Raw genomic sequence first — 17,795 nt, 5'->3', positions numbered from 1 at the left:
TTATTTATGGAAGTTTTACAACAGTATATTGACTATATAAAATCCAAAAAAAAGTTATCGGAAAATACCATATGTTCATATTATGCGGATATTAAAAAGTATATAGATTATTTAAAGTCTGAGAATATAAAAATTGAAGATGTAGCAGAGTATGACATTATTAATTTTCTTGTAAACTTAGAAAAACAAAATATTTCTGTTTCTACAGTGTCAAGAGTAACTTCTTCTGTTAAGTCTTTTCATGAATATTTATTTTTAAATCGTATTAGTGAAACTAATCCAGCTAATACTATAAAAAAACCAAAAATAAAAAGAGAAAATATTGAAATTCTAACAGAAGAAGAAGTTGAAGCTCTTTTGAAGTTTCCTGATTTAAGCTGTCCCAAAAAAATAAGAGACAAGGCTATTTTTGAAGTGTTATACGGGACAGGAATGAGGGTTTCAGAACTTGTGGAATTAAATTTACAAGATGTAGACTTAGAAATTGATTATTTATACTGCAATACGGGTAAAAATCATAGAGTAATACCACTTTGTGAAATAACTAAAGTATATTTAGAGAAGTATATAAAAGAAGGCAGACCTAGCTTAGCAAAAACAGAAGAAGAAGCACTATTTGTTAACGCTCAAGGACAAAGGTTTACAAGGCAAGGACTTTGGAAGGTTATTAAAAAATATGCTAATATGGCTAATATAAGTAAAAATATTAATCCTAGCATACTTAGACATTCTTTTGCCATACATTTATTAAAAGGAGGAGCGAATTTAGCTGTTGTAAGTAAAATATTAGGCAATTCTAATTTGGCTAGTTTACAGTTATATTTGAACCAAATGGACAATAATGTTAGGAAAGAAATTAAGGACAAGCATCCAAGGAAAAAAGAAGACATATAAAGGAGGAAATTTGTATGAGTAGAGTAATATGGATGGTTATTGATAGTGTTGGAGTAGGTGCACTTAAAGATTCAGAAAAATTTGGAGATATAGGGGTAAACACTTTAGGTAATATAGTCAAAAATCATAAAGATATAAAAATACCTAATATGATTAAATTAGGACTTGGAAATATAGATGGAATAGACTATTTACCAAAAGAAGAGAAGCCTATGGGTTCTTTTGGTAAATGCGATGAGTTATCATGTGGAAAAGATACAACAACAGGTCACTGGGAAATGACAGGCGTTTTGGTAGAACAGCCTTTTAAAACTTTTCCAGATGGATTTACAAAAGAAATAATTGATGAGTTTGAAAAAAGAACGGGAAGAAAAGTTGTTGGAAATAAGCCGGCTTCTGGAACAGCTATACTTGATGAGTATGGTGAACACCAAATGAAAACAGGAGATGTAATAGTTTATACTTCAGCAGATAGTGTATTCCAAATAGCAGCTCATGAAGATATAATACCTCTTGAAGAATTATATAAAATGTGTGGAATTGCAAGAGAAATAATGATGGGTGACAATGCTGTAGCTAGAATAATAGCAAGACCTTATATAGGAGAGAACGCAGGACACTTTGAAAGAACTTCTAACAGAAGAGATTACTCACTAAACCCATTTGAACCTACAGTACTAGATACAATAAAAGAATCTAATTTAGATGTTATAGGTGTGGGAAAAATAGAAGATATATTTAATGGACAAGGTATAAGTGAAGCCATACATACTAAAGACAATATGGATGGCGTAGATCAAACTATAAATTATATTAAAAAAGAAAATAATGGAGTAATCTTCGCAAACTTAGTTGACTTTGATTCAAAATATGGACACAGAAGAAACTCTTTAGGATATAAAGAAGCTTTGGAAGAATTTGACGCTAGAATACCTGAAATTATATCATCAATGAAAGAAGATGATATATTAATAATTAATGCAGACCATGGTAATGATCCTACTTACAAAGGAACTGATCATACTAGAGAATATATACCGGTACTTGTATATGGTAAAAATATTAAAAGTGGAGTGAACTTAGGTATAAGAAAAAGTTTTGCAGATATAGGTGCCACTGTAGCAGATATATTAAATGTTGAATTACCTGTTAATGGTGAAAGCTTTAAGAATGAGATAATGTAGTAAAACTTCCAACATCTTGATGTAGCAACAGTTCTGTTTTTAAGGATAGTTAGGAACAGGAACAAAGCAAATTTTTAGGAGGCAATCATGAGAATATACGATATAATAAGAAAAAAAAGAGATAAAGAAGAGTTGACAAAGGAAGAAATATATTTTTTCGTAGATAGATATTCAAAGGGAGAAATTCCAGATTATCAAGTATCAGCTCTTTTAATGGCTATATACTTAAATAAAATGAATAAGCAAGAAACTGCTTGTTTAACAGAGGCCATGATGAATTCTGGAGAAGTAATGGACTTATCAGCAATAAACGGAGTGAAAGTTGATAAACACTCTACAGGAGGAGTAGGAGATAAGACTACGATCGCCCTAGCTCCTTTAATGGCAGCTTGTGGTGTTCCAGTGGCCAAGATGTCAGGAAGAGGTCTTGGACATACAGGGGGGACTCTGGACAAGCTAGAAGCTATACCTGGATTTTCAATAGAAATGACTCCTAAGAAATTTATAGACTCAGTAAATGATATAAAAATAGCTGTTTGCGGACAAACAGCATCAATAGCAGTTGCTGATAAAAAAATGTATGCTCTTAGAGATGTTACAGCAACAGTTGATAATATATCTTTAATAGCTGCATCAATTATGTGTAAAAAACTAGCTTCTGGAGCTGATGCTATAGTTTTAGATGTTAAAACTGGAGATGGAGCTTTTATGAAAACCTTAGATGATTCTTTTGCATTAGCTAAAGAAATGGTAGAAATAGGAACAGCTATGAATAGAGAAACTATTGCCATAATAAGTGATATGGATGAACCTTTAGGAAGTGCTGTTGGTAATTCTTTAGAAGTTATAGAAGCTATAGAAGCATTAAAAGGAAGAGGACCAAAAGACTTCATGACACTTTGTGAAACACTAGGTGCATATATGCTAGTATCATCTAAGGTAGCTTCTGACTATGAGGATGGGGCAAAAAGAATAAAACAAGCGCTAGAATCTGGAACAGCTATAGAAAAATTCAAAGAGTTTGTTGCTAATCAAGGTGGGAATCCTGAAATAGTTGATGATTACTCTTTATTACCTAAAGCAAATCATATAGTTGAAATAAAATCTGATAAAACTGGTTTTATAGATAAAATAGAAGCAGAAGCTGTTGGAGTAAGTGCAATGATACTTGGCGCAGGAAGAGAAACTAAAGAAGATGAGTTAGACTTAAGTGCGGGCATAGTTTTAAAGAAAAAAGTTGGAGACTTTGTAAATGAAGGAGATACTTTAGCTTTAATGCACTTTAATAGAGAAAATAAATTTGAGGATGCTAAGAAAAGGTTTAAAAATGCTTATATAATAAGTGAAGAAAAATTAGAACCTAAAAAATTAATATATGGTGTTGTGACAAAAGATGGAATAAGTAAATTCTAGTTAAATGTTTAAAAAAGCTTAACTTGTAAAAAATAAAGTTAAGCTTTTTTTATTTTCAATAGATTGAATTAAGCCAAGTGAATTTTTTAATTTACGACATTTTTATTGAAATATTTTAACCTTAGACTTATAATAAAAAGGATATAAAAGAGATAAGGAGTTAGCAACTTATGAATCTGAACAATGACAAAAATAAAAAAATTGTAGTTTTTATAATTGCAGTTTTAATTTTAATTATTGTGGCGACTTTTGTAGTTATTCAACAAACAGGGCCATATAATAAAAATAATAAAGAAGACATTGTAATCGATATTCCCACAGGATCTACTTTAAGCCAAGTTACAGATATATTAAAAGAAAACAATTTAATTAAAAATAAAACTTTATTTAAATTATATGTAAGAGTTAGTGATAACTCTGCAAAACTCAAATCTGGAAAGTACTTATTTAATCAAACTTATTCAAATAAGGAAATAGTTAAGGATTTATCTGAAGGCAAAATTTATAACGACGGTATAAAAATAACAGTTCCAGAAGGATCTACTTCTTTTGAAATTATGGATATTCTTGCTAAAAATAAATTGGGAGGAGTAAGCTCTTATGAAAAGCTTATAAGCAACCCAAAAGAATTTAAGGAGAAATTTAAATTTTTGGACGATGAAAAAATTAAGTCTTTAGAGGGTTTTTTATATCCAAGTACTTACTATTTTAGTGAAAAACAAAGTGAAAAAGAAGTTTTAGAACATATGCTTGAAACTTTTGATTCAAAGTATACTGAAAAATTACAAAAAAAACAAAAGGAACTTAATAAATCTTTATATGAAGTGGTTAATTTAGCATCTATAGTAGAGAAAGAAGCTGTGCTTGATGAAGATAGACCCATAATAGCTAGTGTATTTTATAATAGAATAAAAATAGACATGCCATTACAATCTGATGCAACAATTCAATACATTTTTAAAGAAAGAAAGAAAAGTATAACTTATAATGATTTAAAAATTGATTCTCCATATAATACCTATAAGGTTGCTGGATTGCCGCCTACACCTATAGCCAATCCTGGAATAAAATCTATAGAAGCAGTTTTATATCCAGATAATACAGATTATTTATATTTTGTAGCAACTATAGAAGGTGGAAATACTTATAGCAAAACTTATGAAGAACATGTAAAAAACGTGGAAAAATACAGAAAAGATAGAGAAGAAAGAAATAATAGTTATTCTACAGATAAATAGGGTAAGTATATTATTGATAGTTTGTATGGATTATGTTTTGAGAATTTGAGACATAATCCTATTAATTTGAAGAGAGCAAGTCAAGTAATAAATTAAGGAGTGAAAGAATTGAGTAATATTGTAAATAATGAAGTTGAAAGATATATAAGAGAAACACTAAAAGACAAAGATGGATTATTAAAAGAATTAGAAGAATATGCAGCTGAGTATAATGTGCCAATTGTACATAAAGAAGTATCAGACTTATTAAAAGTTTTATTAAAAGTTCAAAAGCCAAAGAATATACTGGAAGTAGGTTGTGCTATAGGGTATTCATCTATTTTATTTTCAACTTCTACAAATGGAGAAGCTAAGATAATAACAGTAGAGAGAAACGAAAAAATGATTGAACAAGCAAAGAAAAACTTTGAAAAATCAGGATTTGATAATAATATTACCTTATTAGAAGGAGACGCGGAAGAATTATTAAAAAATGTTGAAGGCGAATTTGATATGATTTTCTTAGATGCAGCTAAAGGTCAATATAAATTATTCTATGATTTAGTAATAGATAAACTTAAAGTTGATGGTCTTTTAATTTCGGATAATATCCTTTATAAAGGTATGATTGCTGACGATGCTCTTGTAATGAGAAGAAAAAAAACTATTGTAAAAAGAATGAGAAATTATTTAGATTATATATGTAATTGTGACTACTTAAATACATCATTAATACCAATTGGAGATGGAGTAGCTCTAAGTTACAAGGAAGCGGAAAGGGTTGAAGAATAATGTTAAACTTAGAATTATCATCCTTTGCAAAAGATTTGGCAGGATTGAAAGTTGCTCTTGAAAGTGGAGCAGATAGTGTATATATAGGTGGGCAAACTTTCGGAATGGATACTATTTCAAATAAATTTTCTATGGAAGAATTAGAAGAAGGTATAAAATTTGCTCATGAAAGAAATAAAAAGGTTTATGTAACTATATCTTTATTACCACACAACAATGACTTTGTTAAGTTAGAAGAATATTTATTAAAGTTAAATGATATAAAAGTAGATGGATTAATTTTGTGTGAGCCAGGTACTTTAGAAATAGTTAGAAAAGTGACACCTAATATGAAAGTTCATATGGGAATACAAGCTAATATTTATAACTATGAAACAGCAAGATTTTATTATGACTTAGGTGTTAAAAGGGTTGTAATTGCTAAAGAGCTTGCACTTAAGGACATAATTGAAATAAGAAAAAATGCGCCATTAGATTTAGAAATAGAAGCTTTTGTTCATGGTTCAATGGTAATGTCATACTCAGGAAGAAGGCTATTATCCAACTATATGACGAGTAAAGAGGCTGGAAAATATGATGAGGAAAAACATTATAATTTAGTGGAAGAAAAAAGGCCAGGTCAATACTGTCCAATATACGAAGATGAAGGTGGTACTATCTTCTATGGAGCAAAAGACTTGTGCATGATTGAATTTATACCAGAACTTATTAAATCTGGTGTTACAACTTTAACTATAGAAGGGCACCTTAAATCTAATGAGTATACTGAAAAAGTAATAAAAGTATATAGAAAAGCTATTGATGAATTTATAAATAATCCAGATAACTGGCAATTTGATAAAAATTGGTTAGAAGAACTAAAAAATATAGATCATAGGGATTTAACAACTGGATTTTATTTAGAAGAAAATATAGACTATACTAAGTAATGATATTAAAGTGCACAATTATGAAAATAAATGTGCATTTTTTAATATTGTAATTATTAGACAATATTTATGGGTATTATAAGTAAAGAGTATGAGGTAACAATAAAATATCAATGTATTATTATAAAAATTAAATATGAATGGTAGTAATTGAATTAAACCTAAAAATTTATTATAATACATTTATAATATAAAGGACGGAGAGTATAAATTATGGAAAATAAAAAAGAGGAAATTTTAAATAAATTGTTAGTACAATTGTTCAATGACATTTTACATATTGAAGAAAAAGCTATGAAAAATACTGAATTTGCTAATTTGTCTATTACAGAAATACACACTATAGAAGCCATAGGTAAAGAAGGAAATAGAACAATGGGAGAAATTGCTCATAATTTGAGAATAACCGTTGGAACATTGACTACAGCAATAAATAGACTTATTAAAAAAGGTTACGTAGAAAGAAAAAGGATTGAAGAAGATAGAAGGGTAGTGCTTGTTAATTTGACAGAAAAAGGAGAAGAAGTATTTAACGTGCATAGTATTTTCCATAAAGAAATGATAGACGCAATATTAGAAGAGTTTAAAGGCGAAGATTTAGAAATATATACAAAATTTCTAGGAAAAGCAATTAGGTTCTTTGAAAGAAAATATGAAAGCTTGCAATAGTAAGCTTTTTTTGTGCTAAAAAATAATTACATTATTTAAGTACAAAAATTTACCATTACAGTATTTTTTTTCTTTTAGTTGTCAAAAATAATTACAAATGATAAGAGGTGATTGAATGACAAGGAAGAAAAAAAATACATCGAATAAATTAATAAGAAGAAGAATAAATTGTTTTTTTATTGTTTTTTTATTATTGTGTGCTTATCTAACTTATGAAATTTCAAATTTGGCAATATTTAAAAATAAAGAATATGAAAGTAAGGTAGAGAGACAAAGTTTAGAAACGATAAATTTAAATAGTGGAAGGGGGATAATTTATGATAGAAATAATTTACCCCTTACAGATAAGAAAGAAACTAAAGTATTACTTGTACCAAAAGATATAATAAGCGGTAATTATCAAAATGTGTCTCTTATAAAAAAAGCAACAAAATTAACTGAAGAAGATATTTATAAGGAAGTACAAGAACAGTTATCAAATGAAATTATAGAAATAGACATTGATTATATTGATGAAAGTAAAATAGACGAATTAAAAGAAAAAAACATTTCAGTAAAAGAAAAAACTATTAGATATTCAGATAATAGTCTACTAACTCATTTAATAGGGTACGTAAAAAAATCAGAAAATAATGGAGTTAGTGGTATAGAAAAATATATGAATGAAGAACTAAAAGATAGCAATAGGAATTATGTATCTGTATTTAAAGCAGGTGTGAATAACAAAGGTCTTAATTATTTAAAAGGTAGTATTGAAGAAAGCTCAAGTGGAGAAAATTCTTCACATCTTAAAATAAGCATAGATTCTAGAATACAAGAAAAAGTAGAAAAAATTATGGATAAAGAAGAAAACCCCAGCTCAGTAATAATATCAGATATTAAAACTGGTGAAATTTTAGCAATGTGTTCTAGACCAAACTTTAATCAAAATGAAATATCTGATTATAGTGATAGTACAAAAGGTGAGCTACAAAATAGAGCTCTAGCTGTTACATATCCTCCAGGATCTGTATTTAAACTAGTAGTATTATATGCAGCACTTGAAAATAATGCAATAGATGAAAATTACAGATATAACTGTAATGGAAGTGCGCAGATTGGGACTTCCGGTAAAGTTTTAAATTGCAATAATAATGTGGCCCATGGTTTAGAAGATGTTAGCGACGCATTAGCTAATTCTTGTAACTGTGCATTTTATGATATAGCAAAACGAGTAGGTAGTGAAAAAATATTTGAAGCTATAAAAACACTTCATTTAGATGAAAAAGTGGATATAGGAATAGATGAAGAGAAAGATTCTAAAATACCTGAAAAAATAGCTCTTAGTAATTTGGCAATTGGTCAGGCTAATATAGAGTTTACTCCACTTCAAATTAATCAACTTACCCAAGCAATAGCTAATAATGGAACATATATTCCACTATATATGTATGATAGCATTATAAATAATAAGAAAGTCACTATAAAAGAGTACAAACCTAATAAAAAATCAGAGATAATATCTCCATACACTATGACTAGAATTAAAAACATGATGATGAAAGTATCAAAGGATGGTACAGCAAAAGCATTATCTAATTTACAAGGTGGATGTGGTGTAAAAACAGGTACTGCTCAAAGTAGTTTAAACGGGAAGGATATATCTCATGGATGGATTACAGGTTTTTATCCAGAAATAAATCCTAAATATGCAATAACAATCATAATTGAAGGAACAGAAAAGGAAAGTAAATCAGCAACTCAAACTTTTAAAGAAATCTGTGAAAATTTAAAATAAATTTAATAAAGAATAGTCAACTTTACCAGGTCACTTTCATATAATTTAGAGTGACACCTAAAAAAGGGGGTGGCCTGTTGACTATTCTAAAATCATTCGAAAAACCATTAACCCCTGAAGAAGAGATACATTATTTATCTTTATTAAAAAACGAGAACAATAGAGAAGCGAAGGAAGTTTTAATAGAGAGAAACATGAGATTAGTTGCTCATATAGCAAAAAAATATAATAACTCTAATGAGGACCAAGATGATCTTATATCAATAGGGACCATTGGTTTAATTAAGGCCATAGAGACATTTAAAGTAGACAAGGGAACAAGACTAGCAACTTATGCATCTAAGTGTATAGAAAATGAAATTCTAATGAATATCAGAACTAATAAGAAGAATAAGGTGCAAGTTTCTCTTCAAGACCCTATTGGTGTAGATAAGGAAGGGAATTCCATTAGCTTAATAGATATATTAGGTACTGAACCTGATTATGTAATAGACCAGGTTGAATTAAAAGTACAAATAAGTAAGCTTTATGAAAAGTTGGATAAAATTCTCACAGATCGAGAAAAAGAAATTATTCAATTAAGATATGGACTTACACCTTTGGGATATAAAACCCAACGAGAAATATCTCAAAAACTTAACATATCACGTTCTTATGTATCAAGAATTGAAAAAAAAGCTCTTAAAAAGTTGAGAAAAGAACTAAAATCAGAAAAAAGCCTTAAATAAGGCTTTTTTTGTCGTACATAACTTTTTTACTTATATCCATAAATTGACAAAATATTTAATATAATTATGATAATATAACTTATATGATAAAAAAAGAGAAAAAAATATGAAGTTTATACTCAAGAATCGTGTTTTTTAGTAATGGATAAAGGTGTATGTAATTTACAAATAAATAAGTTATTACTGCTGTCATACTATAAAGGGGGGAGCTTTATGATTCTGAATGAATATAGTGAATTACTGTATTTGTCAAAAATTATTACTAATATTGCTATACCAGTTTCGTTAATGTTTATATATAAAATATCAAAAGACAAAAGTATGTTTATAATAATGCCATTATTTATCTTAGAGCTACTAATAATTCAATTAAAACAATATAATATTAGATCAATAATGAATTATACTGCTGAAATATCATTTGTAATAATTTTTTTAAAACTTCTTATATTATTTAAAATAAAAATAAAAAATAAAAGTAATTTGAAAAAATACATCATTCCTATAGTGTTTACTATTGGGCTAGCATATACGTCACTTTATGGTTCGATGACCATGGATGGAATATATGAAATATTAATTAACTTATGTATTTTAAGCATTATATGTATTAATGTTATATACATAAAACATAAAGAAAATGAATTGAACAAAAACAAATTTCGTATGAATAAGCAATATATATCAAGAACAATAAAAGAAATAGAAGATGAAATTTATGTTCAAAGTTATATAAGGGAAGAAATTAAAACTGTTAATGATAAGCTGTCTAGTATTGTTGAAGTAATTAATATACCAATAATAATTTTGAACGCATCTAATTATAAATGTATTTTTAAAAATAAGTACTTTGATGAATTCATAATAGAAAATAATTATAATGTTAAAAATTTTGACTTTAGTGACTTTATAAGTAATGAGCTAAATAAGGATCCTAAAAAAATATTTAACCAAATAAGTAAGATGGATTTTGGCAAAGAAAATTTTTTACAAATAGAATTTGTTAATAAGAAGTATAAGTTAGTTTTAGTAAAAGATTATTTTGAAGGTGGAGAAAGAATAATATGTGAATTAAAAGATATTACTGAAATATCCCTTGAAGAAGATAAATTGAAAAAAAGTGAATTAAGATACAAAACTTTAATGGATATATTAAGTGATGGTGTACTTATTCATGATGGAGAAAATATTAGTTATATTAATAAAATAGGACTAGATATTTTTGATTTAGATTCATCTATAAAAAATGTGTGGACTATGGATAAGTTAGAAAAAAGAATAAGTAAAGATAGTAAGGATGAATTTTTACATAATATATTTACTTTGAAAAATGGTGTTAAAGATCAAGAAAAGAGCCAACTTGAATTGGAAAATGGAAAAATTATAGATTTTATCTCATCAACCTTCCGACTAAATGGTAAAAAAATGATATTAAGTATTGTGAGTGATTGCACGGAACATGAAGTTGCATTGAATAAACTTGATGAAAATAAAGAGACCTATTATGGGTTAATTCAAACTTTGCCAGAAGGAATTATATTAGTTAATAAGTATACAAAAAAACAAGTATATACTAATAAATACATGATGAGAATACTAAAAGATATGGGAGTGGATAATTTTAATAAAATAATAGATACATATTTAGACAATAATGAAGAGATTAATTTCAAAACTTTTTATATGAATCAAGAAAAAAATAAAAAAATATCAATAGCAATTGAACAAGTACCAAAACAAGATAATCTACTTGTTATAGTAAGGGATTTAGAAATTGAGCAACAATTAGAAAGTGTATATAATAAACTGCAAATGATAAAAGAAAGAAATAAGTTTAAAACTGAATTTTTAACAAGGGCTTCTTCTATTATAAAGAAACCTATAAACACTATATTTGAAATTAATAAATTTTTAGATAACAATAAAGATATATATAATTATGATGGAGTAAGAAGTTATACTAAAACAGTTAAACAGAACTCTTACAGATTAAAGAGACTGCTAAATAATATAGAAGAAATAAGTAAGATAGAGGCAGGTATATACTACAGAGATTATAAAGTTTATGACATAGTCAAATATTTAGAAGAGCTTGTTCTATTATGTAAAGAATATACAAAACCTAAAAATTTAGATATATCATTTGAAAGTAATAAAAGAGAAGTCCTAATTTTTATGGATAAAGAAAAAATTGAAAAAATTATACTTAATTTACTGTCAAATGCAATAAAATTTACTGAAAAAGGTGGAAAAATAAAAGTTTTATTAAAAGTAGATAAAAAGGATATAACAATAGCCATTAAAGACAACGGTAGTGGAATACCTAGTAATAAGATTGACTTTATTTTTGAAAACTTTGAGCAAGTTAATAGATCCTTATCTAGAACTGCAGAAGGAACGGGGGTTGGATTATATCTTGTTAAAAAGTTAGCTTTGGTTCATCATGCAAAGATTCAAGTTAACAGCAAAATAGGATATGGAAGTAAATTTGAAGTAATTCTTAAAGGTAATTACTTAGAAAATACTAAAGAGAATAAGCATAAACTTGAAAATATTATAATAGATAGAGAATCTATTGACTTGGAGTTTTCTGATATATATCTAGCTTAAGGCTTAAAAATAGGGGGGGGAGTAATGAATGGTTTTATTGTAAATTTGAATACACTAACGATTTCTTTATTCTTATGTGTTTTTTTTATTATTTTATCTAGTATAGGTACTAGAAAAAGTAATAAAAATATAATTCAATTAGTATTAATAGGTACAATTCTAACAATGAAAATATGCTATTATTTAAAAAAAATAGCAACAAATACTATAATTGCTAATGATTATAATTTATTTTATATGTTTCTGGTAGGAGATATAATACTATTAATACTGTTTTATCTTATATCTGATGATGAAAAGTTTAGTTTATATGGAAAAATTATTTTTTTAATAAATTATGGAACTTGTATATTTTCATTTTATTTAAGTCTTAATAATGTATATGCTAACTTAAATAATTTTATGATTATAAGTCTTATTATAGGAAATATATACGTGTTTTATAGTAAATATCCTAAGGTAATACAAACTATTTCCTTATATTATATTATTAATTTTATTTTAGTACTTCAAAGTCATGTTATTAACTGGCTTATATATAGCAATATAATTCTAGATTTATTAATTGTTTTACTTATATTCTTTAAGACTTACATAATTTATATTGAGCAGCCTAATATTAAATATTCTAAAACAGAAAGTAGTTTAAATAGAAGTGCTATAAATATGAAATTATATGATGAAAGATTAAATAATTATAGAATGGTTAATAAAATACTACAAGAAGACTATGATTTAAAAGAGAAGAATCTTCATATTCTTCTGGGGCAGTTTAAGAAAAGTGCTCTATTAATTGATGAAGATAACTACATAATTAATAATGATGTTGTTTTTAAAACTATGTTTAACTCATATAAGGATTACCATACAGCAATTAAACTGGATGACTTTTTAAATGACAATATGATAGAAAAAGAAAAATTTTTAAAAAGTATAGAAGATTCAAGGTATTATAGTGAAAGTGTAATTACAGAAGTAACAATAAAAGATGGTAGGATTTTTGAATGTGTATTTTCATTATATGATGAATATGAATCTTCAAAAGTGATTTGTATATTATCTGATATAACATATGAAAAGAAAATGGCATTGAAAATACAAGAAAATGATGTGAAATATAAAAAAATAGTTGAAAATATACCATACTCTATAATATTAGAGAAAAACAAAGAGATAATTTATAATAATAATAAATTAGATATAGACTTAGATAATAGTGATATAAAAAACATTATTCTTAATAGCGCTACAAAAGGTGAAATAAATTATATTGATGATGAAAGTAAAGAAATTTCGTTATTTATAGACAGAATAAAATTTATCGAAGATAATGAGGAAATTAGCTTAATTGAAATAAAAGATATCTCTAATTATAAAAAGCTACTTAATAAATTAGAGATGAGTACAAATCAATATAAAACTTTAATAGACACTATACCAGAGGCAATTTGTGTACTAGATTATGAAAGCAAAGAGTTTGAGTATGCAAATGATACATTCTTTGAATTATTTAAAATTCAAGATATAGAAAATATGGACTTGGATGAAATATATAATGACATAGCGATTAGTTCGGGTAATATAAATGAGAATATTAAATATATAAGAAAAACCCTAAAGGATGGATATGGGGGGTTAATAAATATTGAAAGTAGTGTGGTACTTATTAATATTAATAAATCTACTAAAATGGTATTAATAATTAGAGATATTACAGAAGAAATCAAAGTAGAATCAATGAAAAAAGAAATTTTAGAGAGTGAAATTATTAATAAGGATAAGGATGATTTCTTTATAAATATGTCACACGAACTGTTAACACCGGCTAACTTACTTCATAGTAGTAATCAATTTATAGAAAGAAATTGTAAAGATATTATTAAGAGAGAGCCTGATGGAGAGTTTGCCAATTCTATATCAGTTATGAAAAAACATGTGGAAGTTTTAATCACACTTATTAATAAGATTATGGAATTATCTAAGTTAGAAGAAGATAACCGTAATGAAAGTAATGAAATTTACGATATTGTATCTTTGTGTGAAGATATAGTTACTCAGTTAAATAAGTATACTGATTATAAAAATATTAATATAGTGTTTGATACAGATGAAGAAGAAATATATACGAAATTAGATCCAGATGATATGACTAAAGCTATTCTTACCTTATTATCTGTAGTAGTAAAAAATTCTAGGATAAAAAGTACAATTGATTTTAATATAAAAACTAAGGTAGATAAAGTAATAATTACAATAGAAAATTTCAAGAGATATAACTATGAGCAATATCTTGATAATTATGAGGAAAAAATTCTTAATTTAAGTATGTCTATTGCAAAGTTAATAGTAAACAAGTATAAGGGAAAAGTAGACATGAAAACGAATAAGGACGATTGTATATTAATTGAAATGGAACTTAATATTGAAAAGAATATTAACGATAATGAAAAAACTATTAAAGTAATTGATGAAAACTTTATCTATAATGAATATAAGAAAATATGTGATTTATAATTAAAATAAGAAGTATAAATTACTAAAGATATGATAATAAACATAATAAAGGAGCTACTATGAATATAAATTCTAACACAAAATTAATAGGTCTTTTTGGACAACCAGTAAGTCAAAGCTTTTCACCAAACATACATAATTACTTATCACAAAAATATAAAAAAAATAATATTTATATGTGTTTTGAAATAGAGAAAAATAACTTAGAACATGCAGCCCAAAGTATAAAAACTTTTAATATGAAAGGTTGCAATGTGACAATTCCTTATAAAGTAGAAATAATCCCATACCTAGATAAAGTAGACAAAAATGCGCTACTTATTGGAGCTGTAAACACAATAAAAAATATAAATAATGAGTTAGTAGGCTATAACACAGACGGCAGAGGATTTATAAAATCTTTAACAGATGAAGGCTATGATTTAAAAAATAAAAAAATAATTATCTTAGGAGCTGGAGGAGCTTGTAGAAGTATAGCAGTAGAATTGGCTAACAAAGAAGTTTCTTACATCGAACTTAGAAATAGAAGTGAAGAAAATGCGAAGAATATTTGTAATTTAATTAATAGTAATTTCTTGTCAAAGGCCAACTATGACATAAATCCAGTACAAGAAAATGATTTAAAAAACTTTGATATTTTGATCAATACTACGCCTATAGGAATGGGATCTAAGGACTGTCCAATAGATGTTAATATAAAGCCACATAAAAATTTACTAGTTTGTGATATTGTATATAAGCCTCATGAAACGGCATTATTATCTTGGGCAAAGAACAATAATTTAAATGTTGTTTATGGAATCAATATGTTAATTAATCAAGGATTGTTAGCTTATGAAATATGGGAAAATATAAAAACGAGTGGAGATGACTTTGAAGAAATAAAGAATGTATATTTCAATTCACTAAAGTAAAAATTTAGAAAGGATGATGAGGATAAAAAGAAAAGGATTCGCAACTTTAGAATGTGTAATAAGCTTATTTATTGTTAGTATGATAGTATTTATAATTACATCAACATTGCATAATAATATTGTTTTACTTAAGAAAAATAATCACAATAGACAGATGTTATACATAGCTAAGGAACAAATAGAAGATGAAAGAAATAAAATAAAAAAGAGTAGGGGTAAAGACGGATATGATAAAGTGCAAATGGTTAACAATTTCAAAGTGAAAACTTTAGTTACTCCAATTAGTTATTATAATTGTTATGATTTAAGAGTTAAAGTATCAGATAATAATAGAGAAATGGAACTTAATACTTATGTTACAAAAAAAGAGTAAAGGTTCAATTTTAATTATGTCAGTTATTACATTTACAATAATTAGCTTGATTTGTATTACATGTTCTAGTTTGATTTTAAGTAATAACAGAATTAGTGAGTTAGAATATAAAACGGAAAAGCTTAAGGAAGAGAATCTTGGAGTTATTGAACTTATTTATAGTAATATGCTTAAAGAAGTTAAATATACTGTGGAAAACACAGAAATAGAAGATGAATTTTATAATTATTTAACTAAAAATAATAGCGCCATATTTATAAATAAAGTAAAAAAAATCGAAAATACAGGGACTACAAATAGAATTATAGATATGGATTTTGATAATAGTTTGTCTACAAAAGAATATATTCATTATAAAATTTCAACAAAAAGTAAAATTAATAATCATGATAAATACGCTTTAATAAGCGTTAAAATTAAAAATCCTTGGTTCACAAAAACAGAGAAAAAATTAGAAGAATCAGATATTAAGAAACAAGAAGATTCAAACATAGAAATTAATATTGAAAATACTGAGGATGAAGTTACTAAAATAAATGAAGGTGATTTAATTACGTTTTACAATTACGAGGAGAAATAATATATGAAGCGAGAAGGAATGTGAGCACACTTGAGCTTATAATAACAATAAGTATAATAGTCATCTTATCTAGTATTTGTTTTATGAAATACGAAGGTGATAATTATAAAATAGAGTTTTTTGCAAGAGAATTATGTTCAGATATACGTTATGTAAGAAGAGAAAATATGTTAAATAATCAAAATGTTTATATTAGGTTTTTAAATGAAAATAACAAATGGTCTTACGTTTTACATAAAAATAAAAAAGAAGACAAAAGAGTGCATTTACCTAAGAATGCAAAATTAAATTTTCCCATAGGCCAGAATAATTCATTAATATCCTTTTATACTAGTGGCCTATATAAAAATGGTGGTGGAACCATAAGTATTAATAAAGAGGATAATTATAAATATATTACAATAGTACCGGTAAGTGGAAGAGTGCTATACAAAGAGGGAATATATGAAAATTAGAAAAGGCTACTTACTTTTAGAAAGTATAATATCCTTATTTATAATAGTAACTATTTCCTTAAGCTTATATTCCTTTTTATTTTTTAGCAATAGATATAAAAAAACTATTGAAGACAATGTAGAATTATATGAACAAGGTGAAGAAATGTGTTACCAAATTAATAAAGTTATAGAAAATAGTGATGAGATTATAAGTATACGCGATTTGAATGGAAATACCATAAGAGGTGATACTTCATCTTATATAAAAATTAATTCAATAAAGTGTAAATATAAAAATCAATATAGAAATGCAAAAGACAAGGAAGTAAGTTATAAGAGCAATAAAAAACTGTTTATAAATACATTAAATAATAGCGGAAACAGTGAAACTGGAGGTTATGAAATAGGTGACTATGTTGATTTTATGTCTGTAATGATAGAAAATAACAAGGTATCTGTTAAACTTAATTTAAGTAAAAATGATGAAAAATATGAAACGAATTTCAAATCTTATATAAAAGATTTTTAAACGTAAAATAGGACGATATAATCGTCCTATTCTTCCGTTTACATACACACATAAATAAACATTTTTTTAACAACACATAACAAAAAACAAATTTTAAAGATATGATATGGGACTGTAGGTAGATTTGTGTAAAACAAACTTACCTACAGTCTTTTTTGTATGTAAAATTGGTAAGTTTGGAATAATATTCATATTAAACTTTTGGAGGTATTAAAATGAAAAATAAAAAAGAAAT

The 17,795-nt window shown here is 26.3% G+C and carries 16 protein-coding genes; all 16 read left to right on the top strand.

The genetic code is table 11. The features are described from left to right. Positions 1 to 6 precede the first annotated feature (6 nt). Positions 7 to 894 (top strand): tyrosine-type recombinase/integrase, encoded by an 888-nt coding sequence (locus K0040_RS13660; protein WP_228109330.1) that lies wholly within the window; start codon positions 7 to 9, stop codon positions 892 to 894. Between the two features lie 14 nt (positions 895 to 908). Next, positions 909 to 2,078, top strand: a complete 1,170-nt coding sequence (locus K0040_RS13655; protein ID WP_228109329.1) for a phosphopentomutase — start codon at positions 909 to 911, stop codon at positions 2,076 to 2,078. Between the two features lie 87 nt (positions 2,079 to 2,165). Beyond that, positions 2,166 to 3,491 (top strand): pyrimidine-nucleoside phosphorylase, encoded by a 1,326-nt coding sequence (locus tag K0040_RS13650; protein ID WP_228109328.1) that lies wholly within the window; start codon positions 2,166 to 2,168, stop codon positions 3,489 to 3,491. Between the two features lie 170 nt (positions 3,492 to 3,661). Continuing rightward, a complete protein-coding gene (gene mltG, locus K0040_RS13645) occupies positions 3,662 to 4,729 on the top strand; it encodes an endolytic transglycosylase MltG (RefSeq protein ID WP_228109327.1) in 1,068 nt (355 codons plus the stop codon). 108 nt (positions 4,730 to 4,837) lie between these two features. Beyond that, the gene (locus K0040_RS13640) at positions 4,838 to 5,500 is read left to right on the top strand and encodes an O-methyltransferase (protein WP_228109326.1); all 663 of its coding nucleotides are present in this window, start codon (positions 4,838 to 4,840) and stop codon (positions 5,498 to 5,500) included. Beyond that, the gene (locus K0040_RS13635) at positions 5,500 to 6,429 is read left to right on the top strand and encodes a peptidase U32 family protein (RefSeq protein WP_228109325.1); all 930 of its coding nucleotides are present in this window, start codon (positions 5,500 to 5,502) and stop codon (positions 6,427 to 6,429) included. The genes K0040_RS13640 and K0040_RS13635 overlap by 1 nt, the downstream gene beginning before the upstream one ends. A 213-nt stretch (positions 6,430 to 6,642) precedes the next feature. Further along, a complete protein-coding gene (locus K0040_RS13630; protein ID WP_228109324.1) occupies positions 6,643 to 7,098 on the top strand; it encodes a MarR family winged helix-turn-helix transcriptional regulator in 456 nt (151 codons plus the stop codon). A gap of 115 nt (positions 7,099 to 7,213) precedes the next feature. Next, on the top strand, positions 7,214 to 8,875 hold the full coding sequence (locus tag K0040_RS13625) for a peptidoglycan D,D-transpeptidase FtsI family protein (RefSeq protein WP_228109323.1): 1,662 nt from the start codon (positions 7,214 to 7,216) through the stop codon (positions 8,873 to 8,875). A gap of 77 nt (positions 8,876 to 8,952) precedes the next feature. Then, on the top strand, positions 8,953 to 9,603 hold the full coding sequence (gene sigK, locus K0040_RS13620; RefSeq protein WP_228109322.1) for an RNA polymerase sporulation sigma factor SigK: 651 nt from the start codon (positions 8,953 to 8,955) through the stop codon (positions 9,601 to 9,603). Between the two features lie 213 nt (positions 9,604 to 9,816). Then, positions 9,817 to 12,213 (top strand): sensor histidine kinase, encoded by a 2,397-nt coding sequence (locus K0040_RS13615; RefSeq protein WP_228109321.1) that lies wholly within the window; start codon positions 9,817 to 9,819, stop codon positions 12,211 to 12,213. A 24-nt stretch (positions 12,214 to 12,237) separates the two neighbouring features. Continuing rightward, on the top strand, positions 12,238 to 14,727 hold the full coding sequence (locus K0040_RS13610) for a sensor histidine kinase (protein ID WP_228109320.1): 2,490 nt from the start codon (positions 12,238 to 12,240) through the stop codon (positions 14,725 to 14,727). A 59-nt stretch (positions 14,728 to 14,786) separates the two neighbouring features. Further along, positions 14,787 to 15,641, top strand: a complete 855-nt coding sequence (aroE, locus tag K0040_RS13605) for a shikimate dehydrogenase (protein ID WP_228109319.1) — start codon at positions 14,787 to 14,789, stop codon at positions 15,639 to 15,641. A 16-nt stretch (positions 15,642 to 15,657) separates the two neighbouring features. After that, positions 15,658 to 16,014 (top strand): hypothetical protein, encoded by a 357-nt coding sequence (locus K0040_RS13600; RefSeq protein WP_228109318.1) that lies wholly within the window; start codon positions 15,658 to 15,660, stop codon positions 16,012 to 16,014. Next, positions 15,995 to 16,594 carry a hypothetical protein gene (locus K0040_RS13595; protein ID WP_228109317.1) on the top strand — a complete coding sequence of 200 codons (600 nt, stop codon included), beginning with the start codon at positions 15,995 to 15,997 and terminating at the stop codon, positions 16,592 to 16,594. Before K0040_RS13600 ends, K0040_RS13595 begins: the two co-directional genes overlap by 20 nt. Before the next feature lie 20 nt (positions 16,595 to 16,614). Then, entirely contained in the window at positions 16,615 to 17,049 is a 435-nt protein-coding gene (locus K0040_RS13590; RefSeq protein WP_228109316.1) for a GspH/FimT family protein, read from the top strand. After that, positions 17,039 to 17,560 carry a hypothetical protein gene (locus tag K0040_RS13585; RefSeq protein ID WP_228109315.1) on the top strand — a complete coding sequence of 174 codons (522 nt, stop codon included), beginning with the start codon at positions 17,039 to 17,041 and terminating at the stop codon, positions 17,558 to 17,560. The genes K0040_RS13590 and K0040_RS13585 overlap by 11 nt, the downstream gene beginning before the upstream one ends. Positions 17,561 to 17,795: the final 235 nt, after the last annotated feature.

Source organism: Terrisporobacter petrolearius (assembly GCF_020748185.1).
Lineage (GTDB): Bacteria > Bacillota > Clostridia > Peptostreptococcales > Peptostreptococcaceae > Terrisporobacter > Terrisporobacter petrolearius.
Note: the sequence above shows the minus strand (reverse complement) of the source record. Positions and strands in the feature narration are given on the sequence as shown.